This is a genomic window from Streptomyces auratus (assembly GCF_050433025.1).
GTDB classification, from domain to species: domain Bacteria; phylum Actinomycetota; class Actinomycetes; order Streptomycetales; family Streptomycetaceae; genus Streptomyces; species Streptomyces sioyaensis.
In genome coordinates this window covers 3,338,945-3,355,137 of sequence record NZ_JBNGCB010000003.1, presented here as the reverse complement: position 1 = coordinate 3,355,137, position 16,193 = coordinate 3,338,945, and the positions used below count along the sequence as shown (strand labels likewise).

Sequence of the window (16,193 nt, the reverse complement as noted above, 5' to 3'; positions counted from 1 at the left end):
TCCACGATGAGGTGCGCTGTACGAGATGCTCATCGGGGCGGTGACGGCCCTGCTCCTGCTGCGCGGCACCGGGCCCAGCAGGACAAGGACCGCGAGGAGTGGGGCAGCGCGTGGGTGGAGAGCGGACGCGTCTGCACCAAGGAGAACGGCGAGATGCTCCACCCCGCCAACGTCACCCGCCGCTTCATCGAGCCGTGCGAGGAGATCGGCCTCCCGCCGATCCGGCTCCATGATCTGCGTCACGGTGCAGCAACTCCCGCGCACGCGGCGGAGGCCGACCTCAAGGACATCCAGGAGATGCTCGGCCACTCCTCGATCGCGATCACGGCAGATACCTACACGAGCTTGCTGCCGGAGACCGACCGGGCAATCGCCGAAGCCGCCGCCCGCCTCGTCCCCCGCGCACGCCCGATGGAGCCGACCACCGAGACCGTGACGGACCTCGAAGCGAATGAAGAACCCGGAACCGAACCCGAAGCCGTGACAAAAGGTGCCGGAAAATCCGTGGCTGAGCACGGCTCTGGTGCCCCATCAGCTCACGCACCGCGCACGCAAACGCCCCGGACTAGGAGGACGCTGACTCTGTCGGGGATCTTGAGGGTGCCCGGCGGGCGGGGCAGCATGATCAACGGGCATGCTCGGCTCTGTTCAAGAACCGATGCAGTTGTCGAGGTGCCCATTGTCGCTCCACGCCCGTGCTGGTGAGCAAGTCCCTTCTCTGACCGTGCAGATGGCGTGAGCGAGCAGCCCGGGCGGTACAACGGCGATGTGGGTGAGAGACCACCTGGGCGGGCTGCGGCGGGACGAGGACTTCGCCGACTGGTAGCCGCGCGACGGCCGCCCGGGGCTCTCACCCGCCCAGCTGGCCACCGTCTGCGTGCTGCAGTTCCTGCTCGGTCTGTCGGACCGGCAGGCTACCGAGGCGGTTCGCTGCCGCATCGATTTCAAGTACGCGCTGGCCATGGAACTGGGCGATCCCGGCTTCCACCACAGTGTGCTGGCCGACTTCCGCGAGCGTCTCACCGAGGGCGGCCGAGCCGACCGTCTCCTCAACCTCGCGCTCGCTCGCCTGAAGGAGGCCGGTCTCGTCCGCGAGCGCACCACCCAGCGCACGGACTCCACCCATGTCCTGGCCGCGGTGCACGACCTGACCCGGCTGGAACTGGTCACCGAGCCGTCCGCGCCGCGCTGGAAGAGCTGGCCGGCACAGCTCCGCACCTGCTTGCCGCCTGTCGGACGAGGAGAGGGGCGCTACTACGGCCGTCCGGTCCGTCTGGGCAAGAACCCCACCCGCCCCAAGACCAGGATCCTCGCCACAGGCGGCGACGCCGTCCGACTGCTGGAGCACGTCGGGGAGCATGGGGCGGATCGCCTGTCCGGTCCCCGGGGCCAGGCCCTTCTGCAGATTATGGTGCAGAACCACTACCGCGACGGGGCCGGCAGCCTGCGCTGGCGCACCGCCGAGGACGGGGGCTGCCGCCCTCGGCCATCGCAGTCGTCTCGCCCTATGACCCGACGGTCCGCTACGCGCGCCGCGGACGTGTCACCCGTTGGAAAGGGTTCGTCGCACATCTCACCGAGACCTGTGATCCCGATGGCGTCAACGTGATCACAGATGTGGCCACCACCGGCGCCACCAACTACGAGGCGAAGGCTCTGCCCGGGATCCACACCCGGCTGAAGCAGCGCGGGCTGCTGCCCGCCGAGCATCTGGTCGACGGTGGATACACCTCCCTGGTCCATCTGAACAGGCAGCCCGCGAACACCAGGTCACGGTCACCGGACCGCTGCCGGTCAACTCCACCCGCCACCGTCTGCGGAGCCCCTGGCCCCATGCTCGATCGGGGCGTTGTGGTCTTCCTCCGGCCAGAGCCCAAGCACTGCGTACGCAGCAGCTGTCACGATCCCCACCAGCCCTGGAGCCGAAATGGCCGCCCGGGTGGCTCGGGCGGTCAGTGCGTGCAGATGTACGAGATGAGGGTCACCATCGGAGTCATCGGTGAGCAGTCCGTATCGATGGAGCTGCCTCAGCACCGCCTGCGTGTCATCCACAGTCACCGTCAGACGGGGGTCGGATGTCTCTGGACGGTGTTCGGTCAATTACGTGGCAAGGACCGTGGTGCCCCATAGCCACCTGGGGTGGCCAGCAGGATCGAGGAACGCAGCGAGGCGGAGTGCCGGGACGGCAAGTCCGACAGGATGGGACGAGTTGGCAACGCTGAGCGAAAGCAACAAGGCTGCGGCTACTGGCCGGCCGTATCCCTCGGTGTCCGCCTGACGTGCCAGCAGCAGGTCCAGCCGAGATTCCTGGTCGATCACTCGGCGCAGCTATTCCGTGCGGACACAGCCTCATTGACGACGTAGGCAGCAGCATTGGGGTAGCGCCCAGGGAAGTCGCCCGAGCTCTTCAATAAACGGGACCACCTGCTCATCCATCAAGGTGGCCGCATCTTCAGCAGTAAGGCGATCCTGTAGATGGGCCAGAGCTTCGGGCTGGGTGAAGGTGTCGACATGCACGACAGATCGATTGCCGCCGGACGGCGCGGAGTCCCGGCGTCGGGGCGTGGAGAGTACCCGCCCACTCTCCGGATTCGAAGCCATGTACTACCGTCCGTTGAACACCCCGACCGCCGCCTGAATCACACAACCCGGCCTCTACGAGACTCGGCGCAGCTCAAATGGGTTATTGGACGTCTGGGGTCTGCTTCGCGGACCGCAACCGCCGCGCTACAAGTCCCCACGCATCGACATCCGTTCCCGATGAAGCACGTAGCGGATGCGTAGTTCTACGCTTTCACAAGCGGGCCCGCCGCGGCGATCGTTGTGCCCGGCCGATATGCGTCTGCCCAGGGACCTGGCCGTTTGTCCTCCAACCTCAATGCGCGCGCCGCATGGCAAAGCCAGGGGAAGGGGGCCAGTCGGTTGATCCGTCTTCTGGGCGACCAAGGCGAGTTGATGAGGTTGCCTTGGCGCCAGTCAGCACGTCGGCCTCAGAGCAAGACACACGAAGGGAAAACACACCATGATCGTTCAGCCGCGATCACCCAGGGCATGGCGACGCGGGAGTGCCGCACTCGTCACGCTGGCCCTTGTGTCACTCGCCGTCGGGGCATCACCACTCGCCACAGGAACGGCGTACGCGGATGGTGAGACCGCCACCTCGCGCCTGTCTATTTCGCCGTCCGAGCCGCAGGCCGCCGGCGGGCCGATGGAATTGGCCTTTTTTACGGAAATGACCGAATTGCGCGTCCTCGACAAGGCGGTGCCCCATAACTGGAGCTTGCTGCCGAACCGCGACGGAAGTTTCGCGATCCGCTCGGAGTACAACGGGGAGTGCGTCGATGTCAACAACGACGACAACCTTACGCGGTCCTCCTGCGACACGAGCAACGGCAAGCAGAACTGGTACCTGCAGGGGAATGGCGGCGACGGATACCGGATCCGGAACGTCACCAACAACAAGTGCATGGACGTCCGCGAGCTACAGAGCCCCGTCATCGGCAAGGTCGGGCTCGGGGACTGCGGTCAGGGGAATAAGAAGCAGATCTGGCACTTGAGCCCGGCCCAGCCCGGCGGCACCGGTCCGACCGTCGCCGATCTGGCCGCCGAGTACGCCCTGAAGCAGTGCAGCAGCCAGTCCAACATCGTCAAGTCATGCGACTACAAGGTCGAAAGTGACAGCACGGCAACGATCGCGCCCTATAAGAGCGTCAGCGACAAGGTCTTCAACTACAGCACCACCCCGGCAAATCGGGCGATCGCCTGGTCGCAGACCATTTCCGAGACGGACATGGTGGGTGGATCCATCACCATCAGCTCCGAACAGGGGTTCGACGTCAAGATGGTCGCTGTCAAGGTCAGTCAAGCCATCAGTGCCCACTACAGCCACTCCTGGCAGCAGTCGTCCACGGTGAGCGACACGAACACGATCACCGTGAACCCAAATCAGTACAGTTGGGCGATCCGGGGCCAGCTGATGAAGACGGTCACGGGCAAGTGGACGTTCACCAACGACCTGGGCGAGAAGTGGTCGGGCGACGGCACGGCAACCGTTCCGGCCGTAAAGGGCACCGACGACAAGGATAGCGCTCTTCTGCTCTGCACGAGCGACAACAAAAAGCCGGAGTGCGTCGCCACCCGTGTGTGAAGGGAAGTCCGTCGTACCAGTGACATGACGGTGGCACCCCGTCCGGAGGTGTCCCGGCCCGTACATACGGGCCGGGACACCGTCCTGCCGTCTCGGCGCCCAACCCGTTCGAGGTGTCCTTCACCGATCCGTGGCCGGTGCGCTGCCCCGGCAGCCGGGCGGAGCCCGCGACCGGTGGCTCGAACACCGGGCGCGGTTTCACCGCGTTCCGCGAGGATTCACCCACGCGGTGATCAGATTCGCCGCCACCGGCGGGTTCCGGTCGCGACTGGCCTGCGCGCGAAAGCCATGGCGACCCTGGGCCGGCAGCCGCCAAGACGACTCCCGCGGTCATCGTCCCGGTTGGCTCGCCTCTTCGCAGGAATCGTTCCATAGCCGGGACTCCTTCAAGGCCCAAGTGGCCGCCTGGGTACGGGAGGTGAAGCCGAGCTTGGCGAGCATGCGTTGGACGTGGCCTTCCGCGGTGCGTGGGGAGATCACCAGTTTGGCGGCGATCTGCCGGTCGGTAAGTCCTTGCGCGAGCAACTCGACCACTTGTCGTTCCCGCCTGGTCAGCGGGGTGTGCGCGGGTTCGGATGTCCCGTTGCTCGCCGCGATGACGACACTGCCGTCGAGCGCGTAGTCGTATGCCTGGCTGCGGGTGAGTTCGATACCGGCCCGTACGGCCTCGTCATAGGCGGTGCCGCCGAGAGCGTTCCGCAGTCGGTTTTCGCATTCGGTGTGGTGGTGCAGCAGGTGGCCGAGCCCGGGAAGTGCGGCTCCGACCGACTGCCAGGCCGTCTGGGCCGCGCCGAGCAGGGTGGCGGCGTGTTCGCTGTTTCCTTCCTGCGCTGTGGCCCAGGCCAGCATCTCCAGGCACTGGGCAGAGCCGAGGAGGTCGCAGCCGGAACGAGTCAGACGCAGGCCGTCCCGAAGCCGCGTGATCGCTTCCAGGTTTTCCCCGTGGAGCCAGTGTTGGAAGCCCAGGAGCCACAGTGCGTAGGAGCGCGCCAGTATCGCGTCGTGGGTTTCGCACAAAGCGAGGCACTGCTGTGCCATCGTGGCGGCGCGCGGGTCGCGGGTGAGGCAGTGGGTGAGCGCGAGGAGGAACAGCGCGGTCCACTGGGCCCACAGGTCCCCGGTGGCGCGGTGACGGTCGAGGGCTTCCTCCAGCAAGGAGGCGGCCGCGGGGAAGTCGTTCTCGAAGAGGGCTGCCAGTCCGCCGAACTCCACGGCGTGGGCCAGGGATTCCGCATCGCCCAGTCCGCTGGCCAGGGCCTGGCACTCGGCCAGCCGGTCTCTGCCCACCACGGTGTCGCCCCGTAGGAAGGCGAGCCAGCCATCCATCCACAAAGCCTTCACCCTGGCGGTGCTGGGCCCGGTTTCCAGGGTGAGGGCCTGGCCGAGCCAGTGGCGCGCCTCGTCCATGCCACCGGCGATGAGGCCATGGCTCCACAAGGAGGAGGCAAGCTGCAGTCCGGTGTGGCTCTCCTGGGGAGCGGTGAGACAGAACTCCAAGGCCGCGCGGATGTTGGCGCGTTCCCGGCGCAGCGTTGCGAGCCAGGCGTCCTGGCGTGCGCTGAACCAGTCGGACTCCGCGCGGGCGACCAACTGCTGGTAGTAGTCGCGGTGGCGGCGACGTACGACTGTCTCCTCACCCGCCTGGTGCAGGCGTGCGCAGCCGTACTGGCGGATCGTCTCCAACATGTGGTACCGCACCGTGCCTTGACCGCCGTTCCGGATGAGGACCGACTTGTCGACCAACTGCGACACCACATCGAGGATCTGCCGACGGTCGAGTTCGTCGCCCACGCAGACCGCTTCGGCGGCTTCCAAGTCGAACGCGCCGCCGAACGCGGACAACCGGGCCCATCCACATTGTTCTTGCGGGGTGCACAGGTCGTAGCTCCAGTCGATCGCGGCGCGCAGCGTCTGCTGGCGTGGCGGTGCGACGCGGCAGCCGCGGTCCAGCAGGCCGAAGCGGTCGTTCAGGTAGGAGAGGATCTGCCGAGGGGTCAGCACCCTCAGCCGGGCCGCGGCCAGCTCGATGGCGAGCGGCATGCCGTCCAGGCGGTGGCAGATACCGGCAACCGCCAGGCGATCCTCCTCGGTGAGCGTGAACCCGCCGACCACGGCTGAAGCTCGCTCAACGAACAACTGCACCGCGTAGTACCGCGCCATGGAGGCCAGCGGCGGTGGGCACTGCGGGTCCGGTGCCGACAGTGGCGGTACCGTCAGCAGGCACTCGCCCTCGACTCCGAGTGCCTGTCGGCTGGTCGCCACCACCTGCAGGTCAGGTGCTGCGGCCAGCAACGCCCTCGTCAACGCGGCACACGCATCAAGTAGATGCTCGCAGTTGTCCAGGACCAACAGCGACCGGCTGTCCGCGAGGTGAGCGATCAGTGCGGCCATGGGCGGCAGGGTCGACGTACGGCCGATGCACAGCGCGGTCAGGACCGTCCGCGCGAGGAGCGCGCCGTCCTCGAGCGGGCTCAGGTCCACAACCCACGTTCCGTCCGGGAAGGAACGCTGAACCTCGGAGGCAAGCCGTAGGGCCAGACGGGATTTGCCGAGCCCGCCCGCACCGGTCAACGTCAACAGCCGCGTCCGCGTGAGTGACTGCCGTGCCTCCGACAACTCGCGCCGCCGCCCGACGAAGCTCGTCACTTCCGAGGGGAGATTGCCGAAATGTCGCTTCGAGCCCGCCACTATCTCAGTCCCGCCTTCCACGCGGGGCACCGGCGGGCGCGGGTTCGGAGGTGATCCGGCGGCCGGCGCCGCCTGGATACACGGACAGGCGTGTGATGAGCGCCAGGCTCGCGTAATGGGAATGACGGATCGGGTCGCTTCTGTTCCGGGGACTGGTGACCAGAACAGCGGTGCAGGGCATGGCGTATCCAATGAGGCGTACGCCGAGGAGGGAGGCTGCCTCGCAGGACGTAGCCGCGGCCCTCGTTGCCGGGGGCGGTGCCGTCGGCGAGCAGCACCAGCGCGGTGCGGGCATGGTCGGCGACTACCCGCAGCCGGACATCGGCTCGGTGGTCGGCGCCGTAGCGCGTCCCGGTCAATCGAGGCACGCTACCTGTCCGTCGATGTACGGCAGCCAGTCTTGGCAACGAGTTCCCCCACCACAAGCACCGCGTCCTCGATGTCGCCCTTCGGAAACCGCAGCGCTGCCAACGCTGCCCCTAGCACGGCCCGGGCCGTGCTGACCGCGGTGCGCTCACCCTCCTCCCAGCGAAACAGGACGCCACTCTGACAACGTTCAGACCTGGTGTTCATCGCGAACCACCGCGCAGTGCGCGCTGCCTTGCAAAGTACGACGGTGCCGGTCGCACTCCAGTCGTAGGCACACCCGTACGTCGCTGAACACGCATGCTTTGGAGCACAACCACGGACAGGAGCAAGGCACCTGTGAGCGGCAGGGACAGGATCATTGCGAGCCTCCAGTGATCACGACGCTGTTCCGGCCCCACCGCACCGTCCGCTCGCGTAAGAGCGGAGCCGTCCTTCTCCGAAGCGGTCGACATTGTCTCCGGAGCCCGCTGGGGCCTGGGCGGGCTAAAGCCGTCCTTAAGCGCCGTTCCGGTTCAGCAACGGCGACTTCTACACCTACTGGCGCTTCCACATCGCCAGCGAGCAACGATGGGCCTGTCAAGTGCCGGGCCAGGGCGAATACTTGCTCGGTGCCTGAGCAGCACCTCCTGTGGGGCGATCCTTGCCCAACCCGCGTAGCCGTCAACGTATGTTCATATGGCAGGCGATACATCCGTCATCTGACGGAAAAAGCGACTTTGTGGTTCTCGGTCAGGCGTCTGACGTTGGTTCACGCGACGATTCGCGACTTCTGGGACTCGGCGTGGGCTTCGCGCAGCGGCGGTAACCCGGCGCCGAGTGAAGACGTTTGCCGTTGCACCAGAATTCGATGGAGCGGGCGATGCCCTGCCGGGCTGCCATTCGGGTCAAGCCCGTTTACCCGTCATACGCGTTCGTTCCGCCCTCGGCGAGCCCCGGCCGCCGGCCGGACTGCGGGGTGGGCCCGCCCTGTCCCCGCTGTGATCCGCATCGTTGCCTCACGGCGCTCGCAAAGGCGGGATACCTCAGTGCGTCGCAGAGATGCCCATACGGGCCGCGATCTCGGGGTTGGGGTGGCCGGCCGCGACATGGTCGGCGACGACGCATTCGGTGTTCGTCAGTGCCTCCCAGCCATTTCGGGCGCTGCCGGAGGGTCGTCGCACGGTCTGACGCACGGCTACGGCACGCAGGCGGGAGGTGGCGCGGACCGAGTCCCAGGCAGCGTCCAGGCGGTTATAGATCGTCAGCGCCCTTTCCAGCAGGTCGCGTGCCTCGCCAGGCATGTGACGTTGTGCCAGCAGGTGCGCTGCGTCGGTGTAGGAGTGTGCTTCGTTCAGCGGCCGTGGTGCGGAGCGGTAGCAGAGGGCTGCTTCCAGGAGCAGGTAAGGGCCTTGGGTCGGTAGCCCTTGGCGTCGGAAAGCATCGCCGAGGTGGTAGTGGTCGGCGCGCTGCTGGGCGGCGCAGGCGTAGCGTTGTGCATTGGTGGCGTCGCCGTGGGCCAGGACGAGGCGGGGTGGCATCGGCTTCCACCCGCTGCTGTGTTTCCTCGCGACCACCGGCGAGGCCGCGTCGGGGCGGCTGCGGCCCGGGAATTCCGGAGCCAACACTGCCGCCGATCACATTGCGGTGCTCGACCAGGCGCTCGCGCAGACCCCGACGCTCACCGGCACGGCACCGACACCCTGGTCCGCGCCGACAGTGCCGGATCCACGAAAGCCTTCCTCGCCCACGTGCACGACCTGCGGAAACGAGGAATTCGTACGTTCTTCTCGGTCGGATACGCAATTCCCGAGCCGGTCCGCTGAGCTGTCCGGGCCATGCCCGACCGCCTCTGGCATCCCGCCCTGGACCAGAACGGGACCCTGCGAGAGGGAGCCGAGGTGGCCGAGCTGACTGGCATGGTCGATCTGGGCGGCCATCCGACCGGCACCCGCATCATTGCGCGCCGGGAGCGGCCGCACCCCGGAGCCCAGCTGTCCCTGTTCGACCAAGACGAGGGCCTGCGCCATCAGGTGTTCCTCACCGAGTGGGACGTTGGCCGTGCAGGTCGGTCACGTCGCTACCGGCGTCCAGCGCTTGAGCCTGAGCGTTGCTGATCCTGGTGGTTGCGGCGGATGACTTCGGCGGCGAGTTCGACGCGTGAGGCCATTCCCAGCTTTTGGAGAATGTTTGAGACGTGGGTACTGATGGTGCGTCGTGAGACGCACATCCGGGCGGCGATCTCGGGGTTGGAGTGGCCGTCGGAAACGTGATGGGCGACGGCACGTTCGGTGCCGGTGAGAGCCTCCCAGCCGTGGCGGACGGTGTTGCGCGACCGCCGTGTGCCCCAGTGGACGTCCGCGGCGCGCAGCCGGGTGGTGGCGCGGGTCGCGTCCCAGCTGGCGTCCAGACGGTTGTAGATCTCCAGGGCTTGGCCGAGCAGGGCGCGGGCCTGGGCCGGCTGCCGGCTGCCGGCCAGGAGTTGTGCCGCGTCGGTGAGGGCGTGTGCCTCGCTCAGTGGCCGGGGCGCCTCGTGGTAGCAGCGAGCTGCTTCCACCAGCAGGTCCGGGTCCTGGCCGAGCAGCCCTTGGCAAAGGTAGGCATCGCCGAGGTGGTACGCCCCTCGGCTCTGGTCGGCTCGGGCCCGCGCAGCGGCGGCGTAGCGGCGTGCGTTTGCCGTGTCTTCCTGATCTAGGGCGAGACGGACGAGGTCGGGTGTCAGGAAGCTGAGGATGTGGCGGCTGGGGAGGGAGCCATTGCCGTGATCGAAGGCATGGCCAAGCCGGCAGTAGGCGTACTCGGTATCGCCTAGGGCTTCGTGCGCGAGGGCATCGGCGCACAGAGGCAAGTATTCGTAGAACCAGCCGAGCGTTCCGCTGTCGAATGCTGCGGATATTGCGGTCAGGTGAGCCGTGGCATCGGTTCTCTGCCCGCGGTGCACGGCGATTTGGGCTGCCACCGCTCGCAGGGCCCGGCTCATGGCGAAGTGTTCACCCGGATCGAGTCCGGCCTCGACTTCGGCGAGGGCATCGTCCCAGCGGCCGGTATGGAAGGCCAGGAGGGCACCGGTGAGGTGGTACCAAGGCAGGAATATCCCTCCGGTCCGCTCCGCCGCGTCGTGGACAGCCATAAGGGTGCGCTGCGCATCGGGACTGCGGTCGAGCTCGATATAGCTGTTGGCCAGAGAGAGTTGTAGCTCGATCCCCTGTGTGGGACGGCATGGCTGCGAGGTGAACCGGGTTGCCTGCCGGGCCAACTCCAGCGCTTCGTCTCCGGGTGCTTCGAGGAACTGTTTGGCGGCCAGGACGTGCAGGGCATCGGCCAGAGCCGGGCCGTCGCCGTCCGCTGCGCGCCGCGCGGACTCCGCAACCTCCCCAGCCTCCCGCAACTTGCCCAGGGACAACAGGCACACCGCACTGAAGGCCTGAAACCGGGTCGCCTCGGTCACCGGAACGCCCTTGCTGCCGGACGCGGCTCGGGCTTCGGCCAGCGCCAGATCAGGCCGGCCGCGGGTGAACGCGGCCTGCACAATGATCCAGCGCAGGGGCCCCTCCCCCTCAGGGATATCCGCCTTGAGCAATGCACATCTTGCGGTTTCCTCGGCATCTGCAAGATGACCCAAGGAGAGCTGGGCGAGGGCACGGTGCAGGTGGAGCCTGGCCTGAAGTGGTTTGTCGGGGTCGGCCAGCGCCAGGGCCGTGTCGATCAACTGGATTGCCACAGCAGGAGCCCGTGCGGTGAGTGAGGCAGCGGATTCCACCAGCCAGGAGCCCAGGAAGGCACCGGCCACCGGTGCGGCGGCGAGCAGGTGCTCGGCAACGTGCTCGGGTGCTGCCCCGGCCCCGTCAAGGGACTGTGCCGCCCTCAGGTGCAGCAAGGCGCGGGTCGAGCCCGGCACGGCGTCGTACAGGGCATGCCGGACCAGGTCATGGCGGAAGACCAGTCGGTCACCGACATCGCGCAGAACGCCGAAGGCTTCAGCTTCGGTGACGATCCTGAGCAGTTCGTGTGTCGGCCTGCCCAGGACCGTAGCGAGATCGGTGACCGTGCAGCTGCCTCGTAGCACAGCGGCGACGCGGAGCGCCTGCAGTACATCGTCCCGAAGGTAGCTCAGCCGGTGGGTGATCACCTTCGTCAGCGGCGGCAGGGGGAAGTCGGCGGTGGACTCCGCTGTCTCGTCGTGTACCTCGATCGCTCCCTCGCGCTGCAGGGCAGCGGCCAATTCCGTGATGTACAACGGGTTTCCCCCCGTTCGGCCGGCCATGGCCCGTAGCCGCGGACCGGGCACACCGCCGCACAACCCCCTCAGCAGGGCCGTCACGGAGGGCGGGCTCAGCGGCGCCAGCTCCAGCACGGTGGGGCGCCCCAGACTCACGCCGCGTGCGAGCCGGTTGGCCTCGCTGTTCAAGCCCGACTGGTAGGCCCCGACCAGGAGGAGCGGCATCTGGTGCACCGAGCGCATCAGCCTGTGCACCACATGCAGGCTTGCTGTGTCCGCACACTGCAGGTCATCGAGGAAGAGCGCCACGGGCTGGTTCGCACACAAGTCATCGATCAGGCTCAACAGCGCTTCGACACAGGCGAAGTCCGCCTCGACAACCCCGCCAGCCATCGCACCCGGCATTCCGCGCCGTCCGCGACCCTGAAGGGTTTCGGCGACACTCCGTCGGCGGTCATCGGCTGACGTCCCGTCCACCCCCAGGCAAGCAGCGATCGCGGCGAAGGGCCGCTGCCGCGCCTCCTCCTGCGCTGCCCCGCTCAGCGTCCGCATTCCCAGCCGCTCCGTGTTCTCCGCAGCCACCTCCAGCAGGGCGGTTTTGCCCAGCCCTGCCTCACCGATGACGAACGCCGACTGCCCCGTTCCTGCCACTGCCAAGGCCGCCAGCCTGCTCAGTTCCGTCGTCTCGGCCGCACGGCCGACAAGACATCTCGCGCCAAGTTCCATGCCCTTGCCCTTGCCCTTGCCCTTGCCCTTGCCCTAGCCCTTGCCCTAGCCCTTGCCCTTGCCCTTGCCCTAGCCCTTGCCCTAGCCCTTGCCCTTGCCGTCTGATCCTTGAGGAGAAGTGAAGCCACCACGGCCCGACCAGCTCGATCCGCTGGCATCAGTGCGCAACAAGCGCGATCGTGGGAGGCCGAGGGCTGCCCCTGGGTGGGTTCGGCCATCACGTCGACGCAAGATCTTCTCACTCCATGCCACCAGCCTCGGTTGGTTACGTAATGAGTTCTGGATGACCGCATCATGGGCGCGTAACAATCTTGCTCGTCATGCGCCGACGGCCCGCCCTGCCCCGATCGACGGGGCTTCGCCCGTTCTTGGCGCCCTCTTTTAACGCCCGGATATGGGAGCCATAGACCGCCACCCGGGCGAAGTCGAGGGCGTTCGTCCTGCGGAGTTCGGCGAGTAACGATCACTGCACCTTCAGTCCGTACCGCGTCAGCACATGCCGGTACCACTGGTCGGGAACGAGGTCGTTCATTGAACGGTCCCGTTCGGAACTCCTCCGTGACGCCCAGCCGTGGCGCACGTCAGCCTCGTTCAGCGGCCGACGTACACCACGGCGGACATGACGAGGAGCCGATCTCCTTCAACCGGTCGACATAGTTCTGCGGTATGCGGCCGGTGCGGTCGGGCCCACGTTGAGCAGGTAGAGACCGTTGCCGGCGTTGGCCTTGTGGACGTTGTCGACAATGTCGTTCGCGGGCCGCGGGTCACCGGTCGAGGTGGTGTTGAACCACGTGCTTTTCGTGTCCAACGTGTCGCTGGCATCGACGGGGCTGGAGTTGGTGGCAGGGGGCATGCCGTCGACCGGGACCGCATAGACGAGGACGTCCGACGTCTGGAGCGATTTGCGGTGGTCGTTATTGGCGACCACGGTGTGCGGTGGGTCCTTCCGGATCATGTCCCGAACGGGCTGGTAGGGGATCTTGTCGTACGGACCTTTCAGCCCCTGCTCGACCCGCTCGACATCCAGGAAGACGCCGCCCGGGCCGGGCCGACAACCTCCGCACGCAGATCGAGGAACTGCAGGGCCGGCTGGGGGGAGGCCGCGCCCCCTCTCGAACACCTCGCGATCCCGCAAGACCATCACCGCTCGCACGGACGAGCCCCCGGCTCAGACCTCCGCGCCCGACCTGCCCGAGCACCCGGACTCCCCCGTTATCTTCTCCACAGCCCCGCAACGGTGCTCCCGGCCTCCGGGCCCGGCATGACTTCTCCCCCCTGTTGAACCACATGATCTGGGGGGTGGTGTCACCGGGCCCTGGGGCACCGGTAGACCGCTGATAAGGGCAGGACCGCCGCAGTGTCGGCAGGCTCTTCATAACGTGGATGCCGGAGATCGGTGCCGCAGGTGAGGCCGGGTGGGCAGAACCTCTCGCTGGAGGAATGCACGTGACCGAGCTCGACCACGTGAACATCTTCGTGGGCCTGGACGTCGGCAAGGGTGAACACCACGCCACCGCCCTGACGCCGGCCGGGAAGAAGGCCTTCGACAAGCGGCTGCCCAACAGCGAACCGAAGCTGCGAGACTTGTTCACCAAGCTCCAGGCCAAGCACGGGACCGTACTCGTCGTGGTCGACCAGCCCGCTTCCATCGGGGCCCTGCCCCTGGCCGTGGCCCGTGACACCGGATGCCGCGTCGCCTACCTGCCCGGCCTGACGATGCGGCGGATCGCCGACCTCTACCCCGGCGAGGCCAAGACGGACGCCCGCGACGCCGCGATCATCGCCGACGCCGCCCGCACCATGCCCCACACCCTGCGCGACCTCGCGCCAACCGACGAGGCCGTCGCCGAGCTGGAGATGATCGTCGGCTTCGACGACGACCTCGCAGGGGAGGCGACCCGCATCAGCAACCGGATGCGCGGCCTGCTGACCCAGATCCATCCCTCGCTGGAACGGGTCCTGGGCCCCAGGCTGGACCATCCCGCGGTCCTGACCATGCTCGAACGCTTCGGATCCCCAGCCGAGTTGAGGAAGGCCGGACGCCGCCGGCTGATCAGCCTCGCCCGCCCGAAGGCCCCACGCATGGCCGAACGCCTGGTCGGCGACATCTTCACCGCCCTGGACGAGCAGACCGTCATCGTCCCCGGCACCGACGCGGCCGCCCTGATCATCCCGAGCCTGGCCGGCTCCCTGAGGGCCGTCCTCGACCAGCGCAAGCTCATCGAGAAGCGGATCGAGGAGCTGCTGGAGGCCCACCCTCTTTCCAAGGTCCTGATCTCGATGCCCGGCATCGGGGTCAGGACCGGAGCCCGCACCCTGATCGACGTCGGCGACGGCAGCACCTTTCCCACCGCCGCCCACCTGGCCGCATACGCCGGACTTGCCCCCGTGACCAGAAGTTCCGGTTCCTCGATCCGCGGTGAACATCCGGCCCGGCGAGGCAACAAACAGCTCAAGAGAGCCTTCTTCCTCGCCGCGTTCGCGTCCCTGGCAGATCCCGCTTCCAGGGCTACTACGACAGGAGATCGCCCAGGGAAAGCACCACACCCAAGCCATCCTCTGCCTCGCTAGACGACGCGTCGACGTCCTCTTCGCGATGCTGCACCTTCTACGAGTCACGACCAGCCATCCCAGCTTGACCAAACCCATAAGGGCACCCCCCCGCGTCCTCACCGTCTTCAACAAGGCCACCGGCCTCCTCCAGGCCCCTGACGTCTGTGAAGCTCTCGTCCACGAGCTGCTGCCGAAGAACATCGAAGGCGCCCGCGCCAAGCTGAAACGCCTCGTCAAGCTCGATATCCTCACCGAGGTCGACGCCAGGAGCTTCACCAGGAAGCACTAGGCAGTTTTGTTGGATCAGTCCGTCGTTGGCCTGGGTATGCCGTCAACTGATGTCCAGTGGGCGCGAATCGAGCCATTGCTCTCGGACCGGACGCCGAAGCGGGGTGGACGCTTCCGTGATCACCGGGAGGTGACCGACGCGATCGCCTTCAATGTCCAGACCGGACGCAGTGGGTGCATCTGCCGGAGAAGGACGGCAACTGGCGAGGCGTCGACAACCGGGTGCGGATGTGGGCCCTGGACGGCACGTGGGAGCGAGTTTTCACCGCACTGATGACTCAGGCGGACGCCGAACACGTGCGCGAGGCAATCGCACGACGCGACGGGGGCATTGAACCCCGGGACCTCAACCGCGTACACCTGCGACAAGCAGGGCCTCCTGGCGTGCGGCGAGACTTCAACACCTTCCGAACCGCCACCAGGCCCTGTTCTCACGAATGAACCACTCCCACGTCATCCGATGGTCCCGCAGCACGTCTGGGCCGAGCCCTGTTTAACGGCAGGGGGGGTCACAGTGCAGCCGGGGTCTGGTCTGTGCGAACGCAACGGGGGCCTCGGCCGGGCCGGTGTGGTGGGCCCCGGCTCGGCGGGCCTCATGGCTGGATCAGTGCACGGTGCGTCGCAGGCGTAGGGCGAGTGCTGTCGTTCCGGCGACAATTGAGCCTCGTCCATCTTGAAGTTGTAGGTCATGGGGCTGGCGTGGGTCGTGGCTGGGGTGCTCGCGCTGGTTTTGGTCGTGATCGGTAGCGGGCCGACGCTGGATCTCGGCGTTCGTCAGCACGAGGAGGGCACGCAGGAGCGTGGCCACATGGTGGGCGTTCATGCGGATTTTGGTGAGCACCCGCCGGTTCTTCAAGTCGGCGAAGCGGTGCTCGTTCGCCGCTCGCTCAGCTGACCAGCCAGTTCGCCTACTTCTGGGCGGCAGTGAGGGGAGGGCTGGCCCCACGGGGCCGCCAACCCGGCCGTGACGGCACGGGTCGGGCGGGCGCTGCTTCGAAGGTCAGCTGGGCAGTGCTGTTGCCGGCTGCGATGAGCGGGCTGGCCGTGCTGTCCCGTGCATCGCCGTATCAGTCGGGCAGCGCGGGTGCCACGGCCTCGGTCTGCTAGGGGATGCAGGCCGTCAGGTTGCTTATCTCAACTGCCGGTTGGTTCTTCACGGCCCGGCGGCACATGGCCCGGTCGTCGATGCAGGATGCCTCGCCGGCGACGGCGAGGCATCCTGGGTTG

At 67.2% G+C, this 16,193-nt stretch carries 9 protein-coding genes and 3 pseudogenes; 7 read left to right on the top strand and 5 right to left on the bottom strand.

Annotation, left to right across the window (positions count from 1 at the left end; all coding sequences use genetic code 11):
• Positions 1–153 precede the first annotated feature (153 nt).
• The 3 genes from BKA18_RS34415 (at position 154) to BKA18_RS34405 (ending at position 4,147) form a co-directional block, all read left to right on the top strand.
• Positions 154–705, top strand: a complete 552-nt coding sequence (locus BKA18_RS34415; protein WP_366048613.1) for a tyrosine-type recombinase/integrase — start codon at positions 154–156, stop codon at positions 703–705.
• 172 nt (positions 706–877) lie between these two features.
• The gene (locus tag BKA18_RS34410) at positions 878–1,609 is read left to right on the top strand and encodes a transposase (protein WP_366048614.1); all 732 of its coding nucleotides are present in this window, start codon (positions 878–880) and stop codon (positions 1,607–1,609) included.
• Between the two features lie 1,413 nt (positions 1,610–3,022).
• A complete protein-coding gene (locus BKA18_RS34405) occupies positions 3,023–4,147 on the top strand; it encodes an RICIN domain-containing protein (protein ID WP_366048616.1) in 1,125 nt (374 codons plus the stop codon).
• Positions 4,148–4,477: 330 nt separating this feature from the next.
• Here BKA18_RS34405 and BKA18_RS34400 read toward each other — a convergent pair whose 3' ends face one another.
• From BKA18_RS34400 to BKA18_RS34390, 3 genes and pseudogenes are all read right to left on the bottom strand, one after another.
• Complete coding sequence (locus tag BKA18_RS34400; RefSeq protein WP_429638737.1) at positions 4,478–6,793, bottom strand: ATP-binding protein; 2,316 nt, start codon at positions 6,791–6,793, stop codon at positions 4,478–4,480.
• 263 nt (positions 6,794–7,056) lie between these two features.
• Positions 7,057–7,194 (bottom strand): annotated as a pseudogene (locus BKA18_RS34395) (alanine--tRNA ligase-related protein); the annotation flags it as partial.
• Positions 7,195–8,226: 1,032 nt separating this feature from the next.
• The gene (locus BKA18_RS34390) at positions 8,227–8,808 is read right to left on the bottom strand and encodes a hypothetical protein (RefSeq protein WP_366048633.1); all 582 of its coding nucleotides are present in this window, start codon (positions 8,806–8,808) and stop codon (positions 8,227–8,229) included.
• Here BKA18_RS34390 and BKA18_RS34385 point away from each other — a divergent pair.
• Positions 8,702–9,240, top strand: a pseudogene (locus BKA18_RS34385) (transposase); the annotation flags it as partial. The gene BKA18_RS34390 and the pseudogene BKA18_RS34385 overlap by 107 nt on opposite strands.
• Positions 9,241–9,260: 20 nt before the next feature.
• Here the strand turns inward: BKA18_RS34385 and BKA18_RS34380 are convergent.
• Both BKA18_RS34380 and BKA18_RS34375 read right to left on the bottom strand, forming a co-directional pair.
• Positions 9,261–12,125, bottom strand: coding sequence for an ATP-binding protein (locus tag BKA18_RS34380; RefSeq protein WP_366048618.1), 2,865 nt, complete (start codon positions 12,123–12,125; stop codon positions 9,261–9,263).
• Positions 12,126–12,765: 640 nt separating this feature from the next.
• A complete protein-coding gene (locus BKA18_RS34375) occupies positions 12,766–13,080 on the bottom strand; it encodes a hypothetical protein (protein WP_366048619.1) in 315 nt (104 codons plus the stop codon).
• A 485-nt stretch (positions 13,081–13,565) separates the two neighbouring features.
• On the opposite strand from BKA18_RS34375, the pseudogene BKA18_RS34370 reads away from it, so the two are divergent.
• The 3 genes and pseudogenes from BKA18_RS34370 to BKA18_RS34360 all read left to right on the top strand — a co-directional run.
• Positions 13,566–14,727: pseudogene (locus BKA18_RS34370) on the top strand (IS110 family RNA-guided transposase); the annotation flags it as partial.
• 33 nt (positions 14,728–14,760) lie between these two features.
• Positions 14,761–14,967, top strand: coding sequence for a hypothetical protein (locus BKA18_RS34365; RefSeq protein ID WP_366048634.1), 207 nt, complete (start codon positions 14,761–14,763; stop codon positions 14,965–14,967).
• Between the two features lie 687 nt (positions 14,968–15,654).
• A complete protein-coding gene (locus BKA18_RS34360) occupies positions 15,655–15,861 on the top strand; it encodes a hypothetical protein (protein WP_366048621.1) in 207 nt (68 codons plus the stop codon).
• Positions 15,862–16,193 lie beyond the last annotated feature (332 nt).

Excerpts from the sequence above, each read along its gene's own strand:
- BKA18_RS34415 (WP_366048613.1), top strand. The coding sequence starts at position 154 with ATGCTCCACCCCGCCAACGTCACCCGCCGCTTCATCGAGCCGTGCGAG.
- BKA18_RS34405 (WP_366048616.1), top strand. The coding sequence starts at position 3,023 with ATGATCGTTCAGCCGCGATCACCCAGGGCATGGCGACGCGGGAGTGCC.
- BKA18_RS34380 (WP_366048618.1), bottom strand. The coding sequence starts at position 12,125 with ATGGAACTTGGCGCGAGATGTCTTGTCGGCCGTGCGGCCGAGACGACG.
- BKA18_RS34375 (WP_366048619.1), bottom strand. The coding sequence starts at position 13,080 with ATGATCCGGAAGGACCCACCGCACACCGTGGTCGCCAATAACGACCAC.
- BKA18_RS34360 (WP_366048621.1), top strand. The coding sequence starts at position 15,655 with ATGGGGCTGGCGTGGGTCGTGGCTGGGGTGCTCGCGCTGGTTTTGGTC.